At 45.6% G+C, this 17,036-nt stretch carries 13 protein-coding genes; 3 read left to right on the forward strand and 10 right to left on the reverse strand.

The window, feature by feature from the left end:
* Positions 1-274 precede the first annotated feature (274 nt).
* On the forward strand, positions 275-1,741 hold the full coding sequence (gene purF, locus QUB16_RS08865) for an amidophosphoribosyltransferase (protein WP_333315590.1): 1,467 nt from the start codon (positions 275-277) through the stop codon (positions 1,739-1,741).
* 733 nt (positions 1,742-2,474) lie between these two features.
* Positions 2,475-3,560, forward strand: coding sequence for a DUF3474 domain-containing protein (locus tag QUB16_RS08870; RefSeq protein ID WP_333315592.1), 1,086 nt, complete (start codon positions 2,475-2,477; stop codon positions 3,558-3,560).
* Between the two features lie 355 nt (positions 3,561-3,915).
* Here QUB16_RS08870 and QUB16_RS08875 read toward each other — a convergent pair whose 3' ends face one another.
* The 10 genes from QUB16_RS08875 to QUB16_RS08920 form a co-directional block, all read right to left on the reverse strand.
* Positions 3,916-4,593 (reverse strand): cysteine hydrolase, encoded by a 678-nt coding sequence (locus tag QUB16_RS08875; protein ID WP_333315594.1) that lies wholly within the window; start codon positions 4,591-4,593, stop codon positions 3,916-3,918.
* On the reverse strand, positions 4,584-4,946 hold the full coding sequence (locus QUB16_RS08880; protein WP_333315596.1) for a cupin domain-containing protein: 363 nt from the start codon (positions 4,944-4,946) through the stop codon (positions 4,584-4,586). The genes QUB16_RS08875 and QUB16_RS08880 overlap by 10 nt, the downstream gene beginning before the upstream one ends.
* A gap of 87 nt (positions 4,947-5,033) precedes the next feature.
* Positions 5,034-6,317: an RNA-guided endonuclease IscB gene (gene iscB, locus QUB16_RS08885; RefSeq protein ID WP_333315597.1), complete on the reverse strand. Its 1,284-nt coding sequence runs from the start codon at positions 6,315-6,317 to the stop codon at positions 5,034-5,036.
* Positions 6,318-6,573: 256 nt separating this feature from the next.
* Positions 6,574-8,181 (reverse strand): ABC transporter ATP-binding protein, encoded by a 1,608-nt coding sequence (locus tag QUB16_RS08890; RefSeq protein ID WP_333315599.1) that lies wholly within the window; start codon positions 8,179-8,181, stop codon positions 6,574-6,576.
* Between the two features lie 115 nt (positions 8,182-8,296).
* On the reverse strand, positions 8,297-8,980 hold the full coding sequence (gene biuH, locus QUB16_RS08895; RefSeq protein WP_333203546.1) for a biuret amidohydrolase: 684 nt from the start codon (positions 8,978-8,980) through the stop codon (positions 8,297-8,299).
* Between the two features lie 29 nt (positions 8,981-9,009).
* Positions 9,010-9,936: an ABC transporter permease gene (locus QUB16_RS08900; RefSeq protein ID WP_333315600.1), complete on the reverse strand. Its 927-nt coding sequence runs from the start codon at positions 9,934-9,936 to the stop codon at positions 9,010-9,012.
* A 45-nt stretch (positions 9,937-9,981) separates the two neighbouring features.
* Positions 9,982-11,094 carry an ABC transporter permease gene (locus QUB16_RS08905; protein WP_333315602.1) on the reverse strand — a complete coding sequence of 371 codons (1,113 nt, stop codon included), beginning with the start codon at positions 11,092-11,094 and terminating at the stop codon, positions 9,982-9,984.
* A gap of 226 nt (positions 11,095-11,320) precedes the next feature.
* Entirely contained in the window at positions 11,321-12,502 is a 1,182-nt protein-coding gene (locus tag QUB16_RS08910) for a BMP family ABC transporter substrate-binding protein (protein ID WP_333315604.1), read from the reverse strand.
* A gap of 1,201 nt (positions 12,503-13,703) precedes the next feature.
* Positions 13,704-14,294, reverse strand: a complete 591-nt coding sequence (locus QUB16_RS08915) for a hypothetical protein (RefSeq protein ID WP_333315606.1) — start codon at positions 14,292-14,294, stop codon at positions 13,704-13,706.
* A gap of 237 nt (positions 14,295-14,531) precedes the next feature.
* Complete coding sequence (locus tag QUB16_RS08920; RefSeq protein WP_333315607.1) at positions 14,532-14,921, reverse strand: DUF1830 domain-containing protein; 390 nt, start codon at positions 14,919-14,921, stop codon at positions 14,532-14,534.
* A gap of 375 nt (positions 14,922-15,296) precedes the next feature.
* Between QUB16_RS08920 and QUB16_RS08925 the strand changes: the two genes are divergently transcribed.
* On the forward strand, positions 15,297-16,877 hold the full coding sequence (locus QUB16_RS08925; RefSeq protein WP_333315664.1) for a photosystem II high light acclimation radical SAM protein: 1,581 nt from the start codon (positions 15,297-15,299) through the stop codon (positions 16,875-16,877).
* The last annotated feature ends 159 nt before the right edge of the window (positions 16,878-17,036 follow it).

Here is a 17,036-nt window from a genome sequence, read left to right on the forward strand (position 1 = left end):
GTAACACCCTTGGCGAATTAGCCAACAGTTTTTTTCAATCGCCGATTCCCTCGCCCGCCGTTAATCAAGGTTAATATAGGATTTGGCGGCGATCGATACTACAATGCGATTGAACGTCGCATCGCTTCGGTCTGAAATGCTACACAATTTGGAAATTACGACAGATCCGTGGCAAGATTAAGGGAATGTTAAGTTATGCGACGCCTTCGCAAACAAGATTTCCCGCTGAAACTGTCCCCCTAACCCACCTTCCCCATTAGGAACCCACCCATCTATGATTCCCAACCATTCCTTCGCGGCTGACGAGCATTCTAGCAAACCCGACAAGCCCGAGGAAGCTTGTGGCGTTTTCGGTATCTACGCACCGGGTGAAGATGTCGCCAAGTTGACCTACTTCGGTTTGTATGCCTTGCAGCACCGGGGTCAGGAATCAGCAGGAATTGCCACCTTTGACGGTGAAAAAGTCCACCTGCACAAAGATATGGGACTGGTTTCCCAAGTCTTCAACGAATCGAGTTTAGGTCACTTGCCCGGTAACTTAGCCGTAGGCCACACTCGCTACTCTACTACTGGCTCGTCGCGCGTGGTCAACGCTCAGCCTGTGGTTGTCGAAACTCGTTTGGGAAGTCTGGCATTAGCACATAACGGGAATCTTGTCAATACAAAAGAATTGCGCGAAGAATTGCTGTCTCGGAAGTGCGAATTTGTCAGCACGACGGATTCAGAGGCGATCGCAGTGGCGATCGGTTCCGAGGTAGACAAGGGCAAAGACTGGCTGGAAGCAGCGATCAGCGCCTTTGCTATGTGCCAAGGAGCCTTTAGTTTGACGATCGCCACCCCCAAAGGCGTGATGGGAGTCCGCGACCCCCAGGGCGTCCGCCCGCTGGTAATTGGCATCCTCCCCACAACTCCGGTACGATACGTTTTAGCATCGGAAACTTGTGGCTTGGATATTATCGGTGCTGAATTTTTGCGGGACGTAGAACCGGGGGAATTAGTTTGGATTACAGAGGAAGGTATGGCTTCCTTCCACTGGAGTCAGCAGCAGAAGCGCAAACTTTGCATCTTTGAAATGATCTATTTTGCTCGCCCCGATAGCCAAATGGAAGGTGAAAGTTTGTACAGCTACCGCCTGCGGATCGGGCGTTTGTTGGCAGCAGAATCTCCGGCTGATGCTGATATAGTTATCGGCGTTCCCGATTCTGGAATCCCGGCGGCGATCGGCTTTTCTCAAGCTTCCGGCATTCCTTACGCCGAAGGATTGATTAAAAACCGCTACGTCGGGCGCACTTTTATTCAACCGACTCAGACAATGCGGGAGTCAGGAATCCGCATGAAACTCAACCCTCTCAAAGATGTGTTGGAAGGAAAGCGGGTAATTATTATCGATGATTCGATCGTGCGCGGTACAACCAGTCGCAAAATCGTCAAAGCCTTGCGGGATGCGGGTGCAACTGCAGTTCACATGAGAATTTCTTCGCCACCGGTGACTCATCCTTGTTTCTACGGGATCGACACCGACAATCAAGATCAGTTGATTGCTGCTACTAAGTCTGTCGCAGAAATCGGCACCCAAATAGGGGTAGATTCTTTGGCTTTCTTGAGTTGGGATGGAATGCTAAGGGCGACTAACGAAGACCCGATGAGTTTTTGTTCGGCGTGTTTCACTGGTGATTATCCGATCGACGTTCCAGAAATGGTAAAACGGTCTAAGCTCATATTAGAAAAAGCTGGAACCTAGAAAATCCAAAAGCGAGAAAGCGATCGCCCGTCACTTTCCGCAATTTATGGATTTTCAAGTTTTTCTGGTAAGTCATTGCCAGAATGTGTGTAGAAATGTTACATTAACTTAGCTTTAGCAATTCTTGCAGAATTTGTGAACTGTAGTGAACAGTCGCTTGGGTAGAACTTGTGTGAAACCCAACCCTCGGATTGGAGATTGGAGATTGGAGATTTGAGATTTGTGCTTGAATCTAAAATCGCCAATCTAAAATCGATGGTTTTTCCCTACACTCTCGTTCACAATTCCTGCTCGAAACGCTGTATGCTACCTGCAGACTGGAGGTAGTTCCTCCAGATGTCCACTCTCAGATTGAAGTCGCATTTCGCACCAACAACGGGCACATGAGATTTTTTCAGATAACAGGGTCGATCGCACTAATTTTTCCCACACAAGTATTCCACAAGCCAACTTGCTTGAGAATCGCGGACGGGCTATTCATGCGAACTAAATAACTTTAGAAACCCTTGCAGAGTAAAAATATGGCTCCTTGCAGGTTGAATGTTACCTCACCTGCATAGGCGATACAACCCCCCGACTCCTGTCCGGGAGAGCCAAAAAATTTAGATATTAGTTAACCCCCCAGATTCATCTGTGGAGTGAATCTAAAATCTAAAATCTAAAATCTAAAATCGATTGACTGTTAAAAGAAGGCGGAATGCGGTTTCTCAAGTCAGCTTAAATCGGAAACTTCGTGCAATCAAATACTGTTCTCAATCAGCCGAGCAATCCAGGCTCATCCTCTCGTACAACAGAGTTACCTTTTACTCTTCAAGATATCAAGGCAGCCATTCCAGCCCACTGTTTTGAGCCCTCGGCATGGAAATCTCTGGCTTATTTCTTTTTAGATATTGGCATCATCGCAGGTTTGTATGCGATCGCCTACACCCTCGATTCCTGGCTCTTTTATCCAATCTTTTGGTTGATGCAAGGAACCATGTTTTGGGCATTGTTTGTAGTGGGCCACGACTGCGGACACGGTTCATTTTCTAAGAGCAAATGGCTCAACAACCTGATCGGGCACCTCTCCCACGCTCCAATTCTCGTACCCTTCCACGGTTGGCGGATTAGTCACAGAACCCACCACGCAAATACAGGCAGCTTAGATAACGATGAAAGCTGGTATCCGGTATCGGAAAGCAAATACAATCAAATGCCTTGGTACGAAAAGCTGGGACGCTTTTATTTGATGTTATTTGCCTACCCAATTTATCTATTTCGGCGATCGCCCGATCGGGTAGGTTCTCACTTCATGCCCGGTAGCCCGATTTTCCGTCCGTCCGAAAAATGGGATGTGTTGACAAGTTCCGCATCCTTGGTACTGATGGTAAGCTTTTTAGGCGCGCTAACCTATCAGTTTGGTTGGCTGTTTTTACTCAAGTTCTACTTGGTTCCCTATGTAGTGTTCGTGATGTGGCTGGATTTGGTAACATTCCTGCACCACACTGAGGCGGATATTCCTTGGTACCGCGGAGATGATTGGTCTTTCTTGAAAGGTGCATTGTCTACGATCGATCGCGACTACGGAATCATCAATTCCATCCATCACGATATCGGCACCCACGTAGCCCACCACATTTTCTCGACAATGCCGCACTATCACTTGAAGGAAGCAACGGAAGCAATTAAACCAGTGTTGGGCGATTATTATCGCAAGTCAACCGATCCAATTTGGAAGAGCTTTATTCGCTCTTACTGGGATTGTCATTTTGTCTCCGATACAGGTTCTGGAGTTTACTACGAATCACCTAACAGTCGGCGATCTGCTGAAGTTAAGTAGTTTAAGTCAACAAGAGAATACGTAAAAACTCGGCTTCTTAAAGAAACCGGGTTTTTCTTTTTTGCGCGTGTTTGATAATAAGATGTTCCACATCTGGAGGGGTGACAAGCCGCCCCAAACCCAGAGGTCTCTTCGGGAGCATCTCAGTTTTGCATTTACAGTGCGAGCGTCCCCGCTCGCGTATTGTACAATACGCGAGCGGGGACGCTCGCACTACAATAAAAAAATGCTTTTTACAAAACTGAGATGCTCCCAGTCTCTTCTTTGTGGAACAGGCGGGAAAGCCTGTTACGAAAAAATATATCAGCAACTGGTTTGTACCCCAAACATCCGGGATAGCCGACAGTTTTTAAATTTAAGACTGCGATTTTTCCACAGCTTGTATTACTACTTCAGCCTTTGCAGTCCAACCAATAATACCGCCTTGGGCGCGAATCATATCGATCGCACTCTGTTTAAACTCTGGAAAGTAGCTGGCTGTAGCATCCTCAACAAGTAAACATTCAAACCCCCGATCGTTAGCCTCACGCATAGTTGTCTGAACGCAAACCTCAGTCGTGACTCCAGTAAAAATTAGGTGAGTAATCGCTTTTTCACGCAGTATTAATTCCAAATTAGTGTGATAAAAAGCCCCCTTACCTGGTTTATTAATTACTATTTCATCAGGCATAGGTGTCAATTCTGGGATAATTGAATTCCCCGGCTCACCCAAAATTAAAATTCGTCCCATCGGGCCTCGATCGCCAATTTTCAGTTTACTTTGACCCCGCTTTTGCTTAGAGGGAGGACAATCAGAAAGGTCAGGTTGATGACCTTCAATAGTGTGAACAATAGGGAGATGGCGATCGCGAAATGCCTCTAACAACTGCTTTACCGTTGGTACGATCGCCTGTAATTGGCTGACATCATTGCCTAAAGCTTCACCAAATCCCCCAAGCTCCAAAAAATCTCGCTGCATATCGATGATAACCAAAGCCACACCGCCAGAGACTGGCAGTTCATAATCATAAGGTTGGGCAGATATTAAGACCATAGCGATATAGGTTTTTCCCAAATTACTAGGACTATGCAGCCAGCTTGGCTGACAACACTGTGGTTACTGTTAGGCGGGTTAATGACAAAGGTTCCGGCTTGGTGTTCGCCATTTTGGTCAGTTTGCGATCCAGTTAGTACATAAATATGTTCAAAACCAGTATGCGTGTGCCTTGGGACACTTGCTCCCGGCTGATACCGCAATAGAGCAGCAGCCGATCCACTTTGGTTGTCACCATAAAGTCGGTAGATTTCAACCCCATCACGAAATGGTTGCCAAGCCAACTCATTCTGCCACGTCGCGATATTAGGTAAATCCTTAAGGATAAAAGCTTGGTTCAGTAGTTCAGTCATAAAAGCCTCGCGGTAACTTGGAAACCCAGTGGCTTTAGCCCTGGGAGGAAAAGGGACACGGGATACTAAAGTATCCCGTCAACAGTCTTAAAACCCATAATTGTACCCATCCTTTTGATGAATAGAAGAACAATATTTGTGATTGATTCCTTGGACTAATCCTTGGGCTGTTGACACATTAAAACTGCCAGATGAGCGGACAGCCACTCGGCCCGTATAAGTACCCATCTTTTTGCCCGAAGTAACAAGGGCTTTTACAATATCCCCTGTCTGGAAACCCTTAACAAACTTAAACCTAGGAACGTACCTAGAAGGGAATCCAAATTTATCCGTGCGGCACATTTGCCTTGAACCATGCCCCGTGGCTTTGATATTTAAAGGCTGATTCGCTGACACGGAAATTTCAGGTGTATTGCCTACGCAAGCAGCATCAAAGAAGTGGGTTTTTGGCAGTTCTAAGCGTATGCGATTGAATTTAGTCAACCCGCCAGAGCCTGTAACAATCTTTTTACCTGTCGCTTTTAATCGATTGAATAAAGCCCATCGAGTCGAGTTAACAGCAGTGGCATCCTTCAACGGACGTTTAGCTTGTTCCACAATTTTTTTCAAAACATCGGGTTTTTTTGCTAAGAATATCTTGATGTCTTTAGTCCCTTTTTTTGTGTTACAAGGTTCGCAAGCTAAGCATAGGTTAGATATTCTATTAGTTCCGCCCGACGCTCTAGGATGAATGTGTTCAACTTGTAGCGGTACATTCTCTATGCCACAGTAAGCGCACCGCCTATCCCATTTGGCAAGAAGATACTCGCGGACTTCGTAGCCTTGCAACTCTCCTTGTTGATACTCAATCCCTGAAATCTCTGGGTTTTCCATTTTTTGTAAATCAAACCTAACCAATTCCTGAAAAATCGTCTTAACGGGTGCAAGCTTTGATAGTTTGTTGACCCAAGTTAAGGTCGTATCTACTCGGTGCTGGAGGCTGGGAGCCAACCAACCTTTGGATCTAGTTCGGTTCAAAAATCTCGCTTGGCGATACCTTGTCTGGCGACTTCTGCGGTTGCGTCGCAGAGAACGACGCGACTCTAGCAATGCCTTAATTGCTTGAGGGCGATGGGTTAATTCGGCTACCCAGATTAGATGGGAATTCAGAAGCAGAGCAAACCCCGTAACTTTTGAACCGGGGTCAATCTTTAAAGTAACAAGCTGCGGGTCTTGAGCTACCTTTTTTCTCAAAATTAGAGTGAAAGGATAAAGCCTAAACACTTTACATTTGCCAACCTTTAACAGTTTGCGTGCCAAAGATGGTTTGCATGGTGTTAGTGGTTTGCGGTTAGCATCTAGAACAAAAACGTAATTTGGTTGGATAGACATTGTTGTGTCCCTTCGATTTCTCGTAAAGTTCGCTTTGCCAATGTTATAAGGGCTTTTTACGCTTGCAACACTATTCCAGTGACCTTAGAATTGTTTAATTGCAAACAACAGAGCGGAAAACTAGCGTCGCATTTTCCGGTGTATTGACCCCAACAACGTAGCCACTTAAGGCTTAGGCGGGTAAGCACGGCTTCAGCAAATAAACTGAAGCCCCGTGTCTTTAGACCGGGGTTGCTTACAGGTATTCCAAAATTGATTAGTGTCCTGCCATACTCTTACCTATCTGAACAAAATCTGCATCTGCGATCGCACTTTCATAAGTAAAATTCCCGCCACTGATTACCAAAACCCGATCGGACAACTTCAGCAGTTCATCTAAATCTTCGCTCACCAATAACACAGCTACACCTCGGTTGCGAGCCTCAATAATCTGACCGTGAATATACTCCACAGCAGCAAAATCAAGACCAAAGCAAGGATTCGCGGCAATTAGTAACTTAATATGTTCGGCAGAGAGTTCCCGCGCTAACACTGTGCGCTGTACATTTCCCCCCGACAGATTGCCGATAGGCGTATCTGGCGAAGGCGTTTTAATTTTGAAAGTATTAATTAAGCTCTTAGCCGCCTGCCTAATTTCTTTCAGGATGAGTAAGATACTTGCTTTAGCTTGGGGAGGGCGGTCAAACGTCCGCAGCGCTAAATTTTCAGCTACACTCATGTGTGGCACACAAGCATTATGAAGGGGTTCTTCTGGTAGTGCGAAAACCTGATGTTTAAACATCTCGGCTCGTGTTGCCGTATAAACTTCGCCATTAACCAGCACATCTCCACCTGTAGCAGAACGCTGACCAGCCAACACCTCCACCAGTTCCCGCTGACCATTGCCAGAGATACCTGCAATCCCAACAATTTCGCCACTGTGAACTGTGAGATTTATTCCTGTCAATACCTCCATACCGTTGTCTTTATTGGCATGAAGGTCTTTAACTTCAAGAATAGGAATAGTCGTTGGGGGGGCTATCTTTTCAACTTGTGTTGGCTCACGCCTTTCACCCATCATCATTTCAGACATATCCGAGACAGTCAGATCCTTTACCAAACCCTGACCTGCAAACTTCCCTTTACGCAGCACCGTGATGCTATCGCAAAACGCCATCACTTCCCGGAATTTGTGGCTGATAATTAACACGCTTAATCTTCCGGCAGTAACTTCTGCGCGCAGTAAACCTAAAACCTCATCCGCTTCCTGCGGAGTCAGCACCGAAGTAGGTTCGTCCAGAATCAAGATCCGACTCTGAAGATATATCTGTTTAAGAATTTCTAGCTTTTGTTTTTCCCCAGCAGCTAATTGAAAGACCGGGGTATCTAGAGGAACTCGGAAAGGAGCAGTTTTCATAAAAGCCTTTAACTGCTCGTACTCTGCTTTCCAGTTAATCAAATTAGGGCTATCAAAGCGGGACAAAACCAGATTTTCCGCTACAGTCATCGCAGGCACAGAGGTGAAGTGCTGGTAAACCATGCCAATGCCGTACTTATGAGCATCGCGAGGGCTTGCGATCGCAGTTTCCTGCTTATCAATCAAAACTTGGCCTGAAGTAGGAGTATAGAAACCCATCACACATTTAACAAGGGTACTTTTGCCGGCTCCGTTCTCGCCCAGCAAAGCATGAAACGTCCCTGGTTTTAGCGTCATTGAGAAGTTATCAAGTGCAGTCATCGTGCCAAACCGCTTAGTCATGTTAACCACCTCTAGTTCTGGTGGTTGAATAAAGTTTTGAGTTGTGAAGTTTGAGTCTTGACTGTCTAGATAATTTTGAGTATTTAGTGCTGAGTTTTTGGCTAGAGAGTCTTTCACTTCTGTCATGTTTTTATCTCCTGTAAAGTTTTCAGTTTATCGGCTATTTATGAGATTTGATTCTTTAGTTAGATGGCTGGATTCATTTCAATGCTTGAACTATTTACTTTTTGTTTCCTCAAAATTAAACACTTAAAGCTTTGATAAATGCTTCTGAATCAGCAACAGTTCCAAACACTCCTCCCTGCATCTGAATCATCTTAAGTGCCGCCAAATGGTTGCCATAATCTGTTGCGCCCGTACAGTCAGATAAGAGCAAACATTCATAACCGCGATCGTTTGCATCTCGCATTGTGGTATGGACGCAGACATCGGTTGTAATGCCAGCCAAAACAATATTTTGAATGCCTTTGCGTTTCAGTAGCAGATCTAAATCCGTGGCATAGAAGGAGCCTTTTCCAGGCTTGTCAATCACCGCTTCACCAGGCAAAGGCGCGAGTTCTGGAATGATTTCCCACCCTGCTTCACCTCGAACGAGAATTCTACCGCAGGGGCCGGGATCGCCAATTCCGGCGTTAATTTGGCGCGATCGCCACTGCTTGTTTTCTGGTAAATCTGCTAAGTCGGGGCGGTGTCCTTCGCGGGTGTGCATGATATGGAAGTGCTTCGCCCGTGCCACTTCTAAGACTTGCTTGATTGGCTCAATAGGAGCGCGAGTCAGTGACAAGTCGTAGCCCATCTTGTCAACATATCCACCAATGCCGCAGAAATCAATTTGCATATCAATTATCAGCAGCACCGTATTTTCTGGGCGCAAATCGCCATTGTAAGGATAAGGATATGGTTCAGCTTCTACAAAACGTCCCATGTTTATCTCCCTTGCGATAAATTCCTGTTTTACGTGTTAGTTCCTAAAGATCCAGGCGCGCCTGTCAAAGTTCGTTTCGGCGAACAAGTAATAATCATGATCGCCAGCGTCAGGATGTAGGGCGAAGCATTGAATAAGTAGTAATAGGAATCTACCCCTACTGATTGCAAAGCGGGGCCGATCGCCTGTGCTCCCCCAAATAGCAACGAGGCATATAAGCACTGAACTGGATTCCAACGGGCGAAAATTACCAGCGCTACCGCCATGAGTCCTTGACCGCTAGAGATGCGTTCTGTCCAACTACCGGGATAGTAAAGGGATAAATAAGCACCACCAATTCCAGCTAAGAAACTACCCGCGATAATGCAGAGCACACGAACTTTATTAATGGAGATTCCCATTGCTTTGGCCGCATCGGGACTATCCCCAACTGCACGAATGAATAACCCCCAGCGAGTTGATTTAAAGAACCACTGCATTAAAGGTGCGATCGCTACACCTAACAAAAATAGGGGACAAATTTGTAGCGCTGATTGCACCGAAGGCAGATGACTCCAAGCACCCAGAGGTAAACTAGGCAACTGGGTGGCACTTGGTTGAATAAAAGGTTTGCCAAAAAAGAAAGCAATGCCGCTACCAAAAATAATCATGGCGATGCCTACGGCAATGTCGTTTACTTTTGGTTGTATGCACAGCCAAGCGTGGATACAACCTAGTACCATGCCCGCTAAACCAGCGGCTAAAACACCTAACCAAGGCGATCCAGTCTGATAAGAAATAGCATAGGCACTCATCGCACCGGTTAACAGTGTCCCTTCTAACCCCAAATTAATCTTGCCGCTTTTTTCAGTTAGGCATTCGCCCAAACTGACGAACAAAAACGGAGCGCTACCCCGCAAAGTTCCTGCCAAGATACCTAATGGTACTCCCCACCAACCTAATACTTCTGCTGCCATTGTGGATTCCTCCGATTTGAGATTTTGGCTTAACGTATTGCTTAGTTAGACAGTGGCTACTGATGGCTGCTCGCTAGAAGGTGGCTGCTGAGGACTATCGGTTGACTGTTCTTTGAAAAATGGCAAACGTCCGTAGAGCGATTCGCTATACAGAACTACCAAAAAGACCAAACCTTGGAACACTAAAACCGTTGCATCGGGCAGTCCATGTGCTCGTTGCAAGATGCCACCACTAGCAAGAATGCCGCCAAGCACAATTGCCACAATAGTCGCAGCAAGAGGGTTGTGTCGAGCAATGAATGCAACTAAGATACCGCTGTAGCCATAGTTAGCATTAAGTGATTCGTTAGCTCGACCATGCACGGCTGCGACTTCCACCATGCCGGCTAAACCCGCACAAGAGCCAGCTAGGAAACAGATTGCCATTGTCAACTTGCCTACAGGAAGTCCGGCAATTCGAGCAGCGCGGATGTTACCTCCTGCTGTCCGCGCTGCAAAGCCAAATGTAGTACGCTGGATCAGGAAGTAGGCGATCGCACAAGCAACCAACCCATAAATTAGACCGTAGTGAACGCGGGTTCCTGGAATATTTCCTAACATATTCACATCAGGAATCGGGTAACTAGAAATTTTATTGACACTGCTGGGGTCACGCATCACGCCGCCGACTAAATGATTCAGCAGGGCGATCGCAATATAGTTCAACAACAAGCTGCTAATTGTCTCATTCACTGCCCGGTAATAGCGCAAAGCTCCCACTGCACCAATCCACACACCTCCACAGACAATTGCTGCCAGCGCCATTGCAATTTGGACTAACGTCGGCGGTGCAGAAGATAAAGCCAGTCCAGCGGCTACAGCCCCCAGACCCCCAACTACTAAAGCGCCTTCGTTGCCGATAATCACCAACCCCAAACGGGCAGGCAAAGCCGTACACAGGGAACTCAACATCAACGGGGCAGCCCTGATCAGAGTGTTTTGGAATGAATGCCAACTGCCAAACGCTGCTTTGTAGATTGAGGCATAGACAGCAAAGGGATTAGATCCAGCCGCAGCACAAAAAATTCCAAACAATACCAATGAGAAGAGGATGGCGGCGATCGGGATACCAACCGCTTCCAAAGTTGTACGCCAGTTTTGACGGTTAATCATCATCATAATAAAACATGAATTACTAAGAAAATGATGAGTGTTGAATGAAAAACTTGCTTGTATAGCAGTTGCCGACGGGCGTGAAATACTTTCTTAGGAATGAGAATTAAATAACTTACAATGCGTGATAGTTCTTGTGGGATGGGCGTCCCGCCCGTCCAGAAAGGGCGGGCTATAAGCCCAACCCCTACTCCCCACAAACTTCTGTAAATTATTTAATTCGCGATCCTAATTAACTCGTAACTTTGCCGATGACGCCTGATGCCAGCCAATTCATCTTTTCTAGTTCTGCGTCTTGCTGCTTGTAATCCTTACCTTCAGCAATCACAACTTTCCCGGTGTTATCTTTTATTTCCCCCTTATAAATGACCATGCTGCCATCAAGAAACTTACTCTTAGCAGCATCAGCATCCTTTTTCGCTTCGGCAGTTACGGCGCTACCGTAGGGCGACAGCTTCAAAAAACCATCCTTCAAACCACCACGTACTAAATGGGGAATGCCTCCGTTCATTAGCGTCTTGCCAGCATTAAGCATTTCAGCATACTTAGAATAGACATTCGTCCAGTCCCACTCGGCACCTGTTAAATATCCTTTGGGCGCAAGTTGGGCTTGACTCGCATGGTAGCCAGTACAGAAAATGCCTCGTTTCTCAGCGGTTTCTATCACCACTTTGGGGCTATCTACGTGACAGGTAATTACATCAACACCCTGGTCAGCCATACTATTAGCAGCATCAGCTTCTTTAACAGGCAAAGACCAATCTCCTGTAAAAATCACCTGAGTTGTAACGTCTGGCTTAATGCTACGTGCCCCTAAGGTAAAGCTATTGATATTGCGTAATACTTGCGGTATGGGTTTAGCAGCAATAAATCCTAATTTTCCGGTTTTAGAGGCGTGGGCGGCAACAATGCCTGCTACATACTCACCCTCATCAATGTAGCCAAAATAGCTGCCAACGTTATTTGGATGTTTACCTTCCTGATAAAGTCCACCGCAGTGAAAGAATTGTACCTCCGGGTAATCCTTTGCCAGTTTCAGAATATGCGGGTCAAAGTACCCGAAGGACGTAGGGAACAGAACTGTTGCCCCATCTTGTTCGATCATGTTCCTCATGGTTTCTTGTACCGATGTAGTTTCAGGAACATTTGCTTCCTCTACGGTTTTTACCCAGGCTAATTTTGAAACCCCAGCGTTCCCTTCGGCTTGGGCTTGATTGTAGCCGTAGTCATCTTTGGGGCCAACATAAATAAATCCCATCACAATTGGCTTATCTTTTGCAGCCGAGTTTGCTTGAACCTCTTTAGCAGGAGTACATCCAGTCCAAAGGCGCGAGGTGACTGCAAACGCTGTAGTAGATAAAATCCCACGAATTACTTGACGCCGAGGTATAAACAATGACTTTTGGGTACTCATTCTCTATGTTCTCACTAAAAGTATTTAAGAGGAATTCATAGCTAAGCTGTAACGCTTATACTTGCTGGGACTTGCTAGATAGATTCACGCTACATTTGCCAGCTTTTATTCGAGCTATTCAGCAATGAGATTAAATGCGTTAATAACTATTTACATTCACATCACATCGTGAATTCAATGAAAAAGATACATGGTAAACCAAAACTAATTCTAATATAAAATTAGTTTTTGCTGGAAAGGTTCTTTTAGGAAAGTCGAATCCCCTAAAAATTAATGATGTTTATCATATCCCAATTACTTTTAGTGGTAACTTTTTTTATAAAAACTTAATAATATTCGCCAAATTGTCTCCCAAAAAGTTCGCTAGAAACAAAATTAAACAATAATGTTCACCACAAACAAAAAATAATTTTTGAGTTCGGACAGGCAACTAGCTTTTTAGTCTTGGACGCAACTTAAAAATAAGTCTAGGCTGAATCAAAAACAATAGAAATCCATATTATAAAATCAGAAAAAATGTTATTGATTTCTAATAAGAGTCAATAATCCGAGCAAGTTTTATGAGGACTGAAGTCTTCACTACCAACTCTATAACGGTTCTTGTACCGGAGATGTTGCACCATTCTCAATAAGCTTTTTATGAACAGGCTTTTCGGCCTGTTCCACAAGAAAATTCAGTCTTTGTGGAACAGGCCGAAAAGCCTGTTCTTGAGAATGGTGCTCTGGGCGTGAGTTGTACCGGAGTTGACACTCCCCAGCCTAAAGGCGTGGGGATTCTTAATTCATCGACTGACCTTTAAGCGCTATGTCCTTTCGGCACTTCTTAAACCTTTCAACCGTACAAAATACCAATTGACGAGTTCAACTCACAGCAACCCGCCTAGGGTCTATCTCCAAAAGCGTACTAGGATATTTACCTAGAGTTCGGGTATGCCCTACCCTACTTAACAAGACTAAATAGTTTGTTTCTCTGGTTAAAGGAACTGTGTTAAGCCCCTAGCTGTTTATAGAGTTTTCGCCACTCTTTGTCCCCCGGTTTACGCGCCAAAGTGTGTCGTTAACTGTTTTTATGCACGATGGCGCAGGAGTTTAACCTTGACTACTCTAGTCTACTAGAAATTTCCTGAGTTTTAGGAAGGGATTTAAGAAATTAAAGCCGTCCTAGAAGGACAGGGTTTTAGACCCAATTTCCTTGATAATATTACAGATTGCCTTTAAGCCCGATCGCCGTAACAATAGTCCACGCATCTACCAACAGCAGCAGCAGCGTACATAAAAGTAAAATAAGATACATCCAAGGCTGGGACAAAGGGCGGACATCTCTAGTATCAATACCTGTTTTTGCTTCCACCAAACCGACTAATTTACCAAATCCAGCCACTCGCATGGGCAACAAATAACCTTCACCCGAATGACTCAAAAAATAGTAAACTAAACCTCCTTGACCAGTCGATCGAGGTTTGAGAGCTTTTACCTCAGTCCAAGGTAGCGACCAACCCTTGCGAAAAAAACGCGGAAACCATTTGGGATATGTGACTTCAATCCCTTCCTCGCTCAAAATTACCCTTTCACTGAGCACGCCGTACAAGCCCACAGCGCCGACAACAATTGCCGCCCAGAGTGCGGCCGGGGGAACCGGTGCTTTCGTTACTTCCGACAAAAAGGGCAAGGGAATTGTCAGGGCTGTGTACAAGCTCAACAGCGTGATTCTAATCAGGGGAGAAAGCCGGAATACCGCCGGCTCAAATACTGGGGCAGAAGATGGGGAAGAGGCAAGAGGTTGTGCTGACATGGCTGACATTCGAGAAGCTGTTTAATGATATTTTTGCACAGTTGTCGAGCCCGCCAACACAACTCAGGGAAATAGGAAAAACCGGACAATATTTCCAGTTGTGAGTTTTGATCTAAAATTCATTTCAGAAACTTTGATTCTTAACTGTTGAGTTTTTACCGCTTTGCAGAAGTTGGAATTTTGAGCGCGGAGTTATCAATTAACTGACAATTTATAACTCAAAACTCACAACAGCGATTAATCGACGGCGGTTAGTGCCGGTACAGTCAAAGGTTCTGAGATTTCTCGGGATTTGGGGCGGCCGGTCATGGCTGTTCGATCGCCCTGAACTGCCTCTCGCGATCTGCTAGGATGGACGTTTGAATAGGGGCCTTCGTTAATCTGCAAGCGATCGCAAGGAATTTTATCCGACAAAATTGCACTGGCCATCATCCCGGTGTGAATTTCCAATGCTGCAGCGGGCATCGCTTCAAACACTAAGCGCTGTCCGGGAAAAACTACTCGTTCAAAGTACCAGTTAGGAATGTTGGCGATGCGAGCAATCTGAATCTGACTGGTGGCATTGACGTAGCAGCACAGAATCTTGCTGTCGGTGTCTGAGGGTACGGGGTCAAGAATTTGAGCCATAACTGCTGAGGGAGCCTTGCCTAAAAGTTTTAGTTATCTTCTCAGGCTAACACTAGGCGATCCCGGCTACTGTAAAGCCGACTACCAACTCCCGAATACATGAGAGAGCGATCGAACTTAAATTAAAATCTAACCGGATAAATATCTGCTTTTTGACTCCTAGCTGGGATTTTTATTCAAAATACGCTGTATTGACTTAAAAATTAGCTTTTTTCTGCTGCTCTCGCCGATCGACACCAACAAGCTCGGCTTTTAGCCAGTTTAAAAAAATTTAAGAATATTTAATGTCAAATTGCGAAAATTAGACATATTGTAAAGTTATATTAAAAGAATATTAACATAGCTGAAAAAGTTCCACTTTAGGATATGGCAATCATGGAAAACCGAGAAAACCGAGTCCTGTACGTTCGCCTCCCTTGCAATCCGATTTTCCCGATCGGAGTTGTCTATCTTTCGGATCACGTACACAAGCTGTTTCCCGATGTCGAACAACGCATTTTCGATTTAGGTGCCGTACCCCCCCTGGATTTCGCTAAAGCTTTGGATGCCAGCATAGACGAGTTTAAGCCGACGCTGCTGGTTTTCTCTTGGCGGGACATTCAAATTTACGCGCCCGTGGGCGGCAGGGGCGGCAACCCGTTGCAAAATGCCTTCGAGTTTTACTACGCCAAAAATCTGCTGATCAAGTTCCGGGGAGCACTCGGAGGACTGCGTTTAGCAGCGTCTTACTACACCGAACTCTGGCGCAATTTGGGACTGATTAAGCGTGGATTGAAGCGGGCCCGGAAATACCGCCCCGAAGCTCGTGCAGTGGTCGGAGGCGGTGCTGTGAGCGTGTTTTACGAGCAGTTGGGCCGCAGTTTGCCCACGGGAACTGTGGTTTCGGTGGGAGAAGGCGAAGCTTTGCTGGAGAAGTTGATTAAGGGCGAAGATTTGGCAGATGAAAGATGTTATGTGGTGGGCGAAACTGTGCCGCGCGCGAAGCTAATTCACGAAAAACCAGCCAACATCGAGAAAAGTGCTTGCGACTATAACTACATCGAAACCATTTGGCCGGAATTTTCCTATTATCTACAGGATATGGACTTCTACGTCGGAGTGCAAACCAAGCGCGGCTGTCCTCACAATTGCTGTTACTGCATTTATACGGTGATTGAAGGGAAACAAGTGCGGATCAATCCGGCGGATGAGGTGGTGGCGGAGATTCGGCAATTGTACGATCGAGGTATCCGCAATTTCTGGTTTACCGACGCTCAATTTATCCCCGCACGCAAATTCATCGACGATGCAGTTGAATTATTGCAAAAAATCATCGCCGCCGGCATGGACGACATACACTGGGCTGCTTACATCCGTGCGGACAATCTCACACCAGAGTTGTGCGATTTGATGGTAAAAACGGGGATGAATTACTTTGAAATCGGCATCACCAGCGGTTCCCAGGAACTGGTTCGCAAAATGCGGATGGGCTACAACTTGCGAGTAGTTTTGGAAAATTGTCGCGATTTAAAAGCAGCCGGTTACAACGATGTGGTTTCCGTGAATTACTCGTTTAACGTCATTGACGAAACCTTTGAAACCATCCGGCAAACTATTGCTTATCACCGAGAATTAGAGCGGATTTTCGGAGCCGATAAAGTAGAACCCGCGATTTTCTTTATCGGGTTGCAGCCGCACACAATTTTGGAAGAATACGCCTTTAAAAAGGATATTCTGCAACCTGGTTACGATCCCATGAGTTTGATGCCTTGGACAGCGCGCAAGTTGCTGTGGAATCCCGAACCTTTGGGTTCGTTTTTCGGGCAAATTTGTTTAGAAGCTTGGCAGCGTAATTCCAATGATTTCGGCCGCGAAGTGATGGCAATTTTGGAGGAAAAACTCGGCTGTGCGGATTTGGAAGAGGCATTAACCGCGCCTGTGGAAATCAAAGACAAACAGTTGGCAGCAGTTAATTAATTAATTACCAGGTTCGCAGTCAGGACGACCGTCCTTGAAAAAAGGGGAAATGGAAGAAAAAATGTGTTTTCTGTTTCCCTTTTTATTATTCAATAAATAGGTAAGTGCAAATAAACATTACCGTGTAATATCAAATCCGCCCTTCATCGTCCTGTATTC

It is taken from the genome of Microcoleus sp. D3_18a_C4 (assembly GCF_036702415.1).
GTDB lineage: Bacteria > Cyanobacteriota > Cyanobacteriia > Cyanobacteriales > Microcoleaceae > Microcoleus.